The 5,393-nt window shown below is 44.1% G+C and carries 4 protein-coding genes; 1 reads left to right on the top strand and 3 read right to left on the bottom strand.

Annotated elements, in window-relative coordinates; all coding sequences use genetic code 11:
• Positions 1-10: 10 nt before the first annotated feature.
• Complete coding sequence (locus COT43_05325) at positions 11-529, top strand: hypothetical protein (GenBank protein PIS28888.1); 519 nt, start codon at positions 11-13, stop codon at positions 527-529.
• 68 nt (positions 530-597) lie between these two features.
• On the opposite strand, the gene COT43_05320 is transcribed toward COT43_05325, so the two are convergent.
• From COT43_05320 to COT43_05310, 3 genes are all read right to left on the bottom strand, one after another.
• Positions 598-1,488: a monofunctional biosynthetic peptidoglycan transglycosylase gene (locus COT43_05320; protein PIS28887.1), complete on the bottom strand. Its 891-nt coding sequence runs from the start codon at positions 1,486-1,488 to the stop codon at positions 598-600.
• A gap of 194 nt (positions 1,489-1,682) precedes the next feature.
• Positions 1,683-4,526, bottom strand: coding sequence for a hypothetical protein (locus COT43_05315; protein ID PIS28886.1), 2,844 nt, complete (start codon positions 4,524-4,526; stop codon positions 1,683-1,685).
• A gap of 41 nt (positions 4,527-4,567) precedes the next feature.
• The coding region (locus COT43_05310) for a hypothetical protein (protein ID PIS28885.1) at positions 4,568-5,393 on the bottom strand (826 nt) is incomplete at its 5' end.

Below are 5,393 nucleotides of genomic sequence, written 5' to 3'. Positions count from 1 at the left end.
ACAAATCCAATTGACACCAACCCATCCCTGGCAGAGTTTCTTCGGATTGAGTTTTTCGAAACCGTGGGGGACTTTCGTTTTTCGCGGAGAAGGTGGTTACTACCCGGAGCGGCACTTTAATACTGCGGATCAAGCGTGTTTAGCGGATGGAATGATCATAGCAAAACCATTTTCGCAATTGATGTTGGGTGCTGATTATCAATTGTCATCCGCACTCGATCTGTCGGTTCAGGGCATCAACGAACGGATTTTGGATTATGAGAGCGGAATCCAGAACGATGAAAACGTGATGATTGTAACGCTGATGCTGAGAGGTCACTTTTTAAGCGAGACAGTTTCGCCGCTATTTTTCTTGATGAATAATTTCGAAGACCATTCGATGCTGATGCGAATGAGTATTGATTGGAATTATGCGGATAATTTCACGATTATGGCAGGAGCGGATTTCCTGAATGGCAAGTCAGATACGGTTTTCGGGATGTATGATGACAACGATAACGTTTTTCTGAAAGTAAAATACAGCTTTTAATCTTTTTAGACTTCTTTCACCACGGAGATTGCAGAGAACACAGAGAAAGAGAGAATAGAAAAATGATCTCAACGGTTTGTTCTCACCGTATCGGCTTCTGGCTCGGCATATAGTTTTTCGACGCTGAGCGGTAAATCGATTTCGCTTTCCTTTGAGAGTTCTTCGGTTGTGCTATCTACGAGTGTACCAAGACTATCCTGAGTATTCAGCGAATCGGGCATTTTTTCGAATGTGATCCCGGTGAGAATTTGGTAAGCAGTGGAATCGATGCGTCCGGTTTTGAATTCCCACTTCAATAATCTTAGCCGTCGACGCTCGACAAAGCGTGAACCGTCGTAAGGTGAATGTCGAATCGGACTGGGCAGAATGACGGCGAGCCGACAGGCTTCATCGACAGACAAAGCGGACGAACTCTTTCCGAAATAATGCCGCGATGCGGCTTCGACGCCGTAAATTCCACGCCCGCATTCAATCACGTTGAGGTACAGTTCGAGAATCCGGTGCTTGGTCAATTTTTTATCCATTTTGTAGGCGATAATGATTTCCCGAAGTTTGCGGAAAAGCGACTTCCGGTTGGATAAATATAGGTTCTTCGCTAATTGCTGGGTGATTGTCGAGCCGCCGACAGCGAATTTTTTCCGTTTCAAATCTTTCTGCGCGGCGAATTTGATCGCTTCCACGTCGAATCCCGGATGTGAATAGAACCGCGCGTCTTCAGAGATGATAACGGTGTGAATCAAGTTCGATGAAACACTGTTAAGCGGAACCCAGACCCAATACCGGCCAAGTTTTCGATGTTGTTTCTTGGCGACGCGTTCTCGGTGAACTATAAGCGAAGTGGATTTCGGATTTTTGCGGGCGAATTCAGAACCGTCGGGCGAGGTAATGTACATCCCAACGGATATCACCAGCAGGACAAGCACCCCGAACAAGACAATTTTTAAAGTCCGTTTGAACATAAAATCGCCTTGAGTTTACTGAAAAAAGGAAGAAAGGTGAAAGGATTTTTAAATTGTTTCCCTTCACCGCGGAGATCACAGAGAGCGCGGAGAAATGTTAAAAAATAGAGTTGTTTTCAGTAGGTGTTTAGGTTTTGAATTCTGGAATCATTATTACGGTTTCGCCGATGGATTTATCGTGATAATAAGCCAACTTACCTTGTCAAAACCATCTTTTTGACATGGACAAGATCACCGGCAGTCAGTTTGTAGAAGTAAATCCCGCTGGCAACGTTATTGCTTTGCAAATCTTTACCATTCCAATTTAAGGTGTAGTGGCCGGCGGTCTGGCGGCAGTCTATAAGAGTCGCGACCCTATGTCCCAGGAGATTATAGATTTCGAGCCTGACGTAGGAATTTTCCGGTAAATCGAACCGGATGGTCGTTTCGGGATTGAAGGGATTTGGATAGTTCTGAGATACTGCAAATTTGGTTGGATAAAGTTTATCCTCATTGATTCCGGCATTTTTTTGTAATTCAAACCAATAGGTAGACAAGGTATACACACCATGTTTGATTTTGACGATAATTGTTCCGTCCGGCCATTTAGAAGATGATATCTGCCCGATGTAATTTTCACAGGTCGAATCGTCAGGGATCAATTTTAAATCACAAGTATCAATACTGTTTCCTTCCTCGCTGGAAAATATTGCAGTCAGGGTTGAGTCGGGACAATAGTAGGCTCTGACCTTTATCTGGAGCGTATCACCGGCTATCGGATTGGCGGGATTGATTTGGACGTCAACGTCGCTGACCGTTTCCGATTCTAAGTAAGCATGCTGTAATCCCGTGAGTGAAAAACTCTGAGTGCGATCAATGAAAGACTCAGTCCATTGTGGAATTTCCGGTGGAGTAGAGCTTTTAAGCATTTCTTGCCAGGCTTCATCCGTAAGGCGGTCTGCCATAGGGTGTTTGAATTCATAATAAGAGAAACCGCCGCCGCGGGTGAGAACCAGATCGTCTCCAACCTTTACGATGACATAAATCTCGAAAGGATAACCGACTCCCTCTTCTAATACCTGAGCCGAATTAGGCTCGGTGTGCACATCGGCGATCACCGCCATACCTTCATCGGTTTCATCGGTACTTGTTCCCAGGAGTTCCTTAGAAAAAGTCAGGAGGTTCTCTATGCGCTCGCCGATAGTCCAGATAACGTCATATTCTTCGGGAAGTAATTCCTGATTTGTTAATTCCTTCTCGGCAATTTTCTTTAAACTCAGAAGGAGAGATTCAAAATTGATTAGTTTGGAATCGAACTCACTTAGAAGAAGTCCCCGACCATCCAACCCGGTGCGCATAAGATTAGCCAGCGAGGCTAATCTGGCAAACAGGTGCGGATTAGGTTCGACATATCCATAGGTAAAATCCGGGGACGGATGATCTCCAGTTGTGTATTCAGTATAACTTTGCTTTGCGTATAAAATCATATCATGCCGCAGTTCAGCCCAGGATGATAAAGCGGCATATAATTGCTTCAGGGTCCAGGATAGATTCTGCATAAAAGGCGGATAGCCTTCGCCTTTCGGCTCCAACAATGGCATGAGCGAATATAACCAGTTCCAGTATAGGTTTTGCGCCCATACCGCATCTTCCAGATTCGCGAATTCTTCTTTAAGATTGTTCAACTGCTGATCATATTTGTAGTAATCGGCATCGCCTTCGGCCTGAATAATCTCTGCAGCCGCCTGAGAACCGAGCATTGACATTACGTCTAATCCTCTCGGAAATCCGCGGATTGGCCCGTTATCACTGATGACCAGTGTGAAGGGTTCCCCGGAACCCTGATAAAACAGGACCTTATCATACACTAATTGCTGGAACATGTACGAATCCGGAATGAAACGCTGTCCCATAAAGCGAAATGCCTTGGTGACTTTTTCGGCATCTTCATCATCATAGACCCAGGATGAATTGATCAGCGGGTTGCGCAGGTATTTAGCTTTTTCGACGAATTCGGTCAATTTTTCATCGTTAGCAAAGTCTGCGACTGTCAAGGATAAATAATTGTTGCCATAGACTTCTTTAATAAGGTTTGTGTACTTGTAAATATCCAGGTCGTCCGATTTTCCCACGAAAAAGATCGTCGGGTCATAAATACGTTCCCAGACTTCCAAAGCCGACTCACCGTTCACGGTCAATTCATTCATAGCTTTTACAATCAAAATAGCCTGGAGGGTTTCTTCCTTACCTTTTTGTTTGCCCTCTGCGGTGGTATCAGGCTCGACCCGAAACATCATCCTTCCGTACCACATCATGGCTTTGAAATAGGTAGCAAGCGTATCGTTGCGGGTGTAATGTCCTCTCGGAACGTACTGACTGTAATCCTCTTTATATTTGACTGATTCGCTGTTGAAAATCGGTGATAGTTCAAATCCCTCATGGTCACAGATCAGTTCCAATTCCTCATTGACCAGTTCAGTGACAAATGCCGGGATGATCGCAGTCGTATCCTTTAATTTTGTTGCGACGCCGAAATAGGCTACATTTTTCATAACAAGCTTTTTAAGATTGTTATTGCTGGTCGTATAATAGAGCGCTTCCATTTCATCCAAAAGCACTTGATTGAGATTTTCCAGATCAGGTGCAAATTTCTGGACTTCCAATATTCTGAGGGCGTAATCATAGATAATGTGGAAAGTGTGCAACATGGCATCGGTAGTCACAAAAATCGGGACCTCATTTTGCTTGCAGTTTTTATAAATGTCGAATATTTCCTTGTACTGAGTCGGTTTGACTGTAAAAGCGTTGTTTTGTAATAAGGGAAGGTCCTGTTGGCTGAAAATTGAAGATAAGGATTGGAAATTGGACACGTTGCTGAAATCAGCCGCAACTGAGTAGGTTTCAACTGCCGGTTTGACATTCACCGGGTAGGGATGATAAGTCCCGAACTCCGTTTCAATGTCGGTGGAAATCTCAGCAATCATCTGAGATTTGGCGGAAGTAAAGAAAGTCAAACTCAAAAAAATCATAAAGAATAGCGGGAATCTTAATCGTTTCATATTTACACCCCCTTTAGTAATGATTTAAACATTGAGAATATTTACCTCGTTAGAACCATCTTTTTGACATGGACAAGATCACCGGCAGTCAGTTTGTAGAAGTAAATCCCGCTGGCAACGTTATTGCCTTTCAGGTCTTTACCATTCCATGTTAAGGTGTAGCGACCGGCGGTCTGGCGACTGTCGGCGAGAGTCGCGACCCTTTGTCCCAGGAGATTATAAATCTCGAGCCTGACGTAGGAATTTTCCGGTAAATCGAACCGGATGGTCGTTTCCGGATTAAAGGGATTGGGATAATTTTGACGAAGCCGGAAAGCGACAGGTGTCGTGGGTTTTGGGGAAGGTTCGGTCATGGAAAATTCACCCGTATAAAGATTGTCCGGTGAATATTCTATAAAGGATGGTTGAGTACTGTTTACATCCATCAGGCTATTAGCCCATTCCGGCATGGCGGGCGGCGAATCGCCGGTCAGCATTTCCCGCCAGGCTTCATCAGTCAGGCGATTGGCGATAGGTTGCAGAAATTCATAATAGGCAAAAATTGCTCCCTGAGTGATTCGAATCGTTCCGCCTTCATTGACAATCACAAAGATTTCCAGCGGATAGCCGACGCCCTCTTCTAAGCATTGATTAGAGTTGGAATCGGTGTGGACATCAGCGATTACCGCCATATCATCATCGTTGTAATTCCAATGATTTTCGGGATTGAAATTATCGGAAACCAATTTTTGCATGACTTTGCCAAAACAGTAAATATTTGCATATTCCTCTTCTGTTAGCGGTGTATTCTCCAGTTCCTTAATAGAAACATCTCTCAGAAATAAAAGTAATGTTTCGAAGAGATCGAGTTTATCCTGAAATCCTTCC

It is taken from the genome of Candidatus Marinimicrobia bacterium CG08_land_8_20_14_0_20_45_22, assembly GCA_002774355.1.
Taxonomy (GTDB): domain Bacteria; phylum Fidelibacterota; class UBA2242; order UBA2242; family UBA2242; genus 0-14-0-20-45-22.
The sequence above is the reverse complement of the archived record's forward strand: the minus strand, read 5'-3'. Positions and strand labels throughout refer to the sequence as shown.

Excerpts from the sequence above, each read along its gene's own strand:
- COT43_05320 (PIS28887.1), bottom strand. The coding sequence starts at position 1,488 with ATGTTCAAACGGACTTTAAAAATTGTCTTGTTCGGGGTGCTTGTCCTG.
- COT43_05315 (PIS28886.1), bottom strand. The coding sequence starts at position 4,526 with ATGAAACGATTAAGATTCCCGCTATTCTTTATGATTTTTTTGAGTTTG.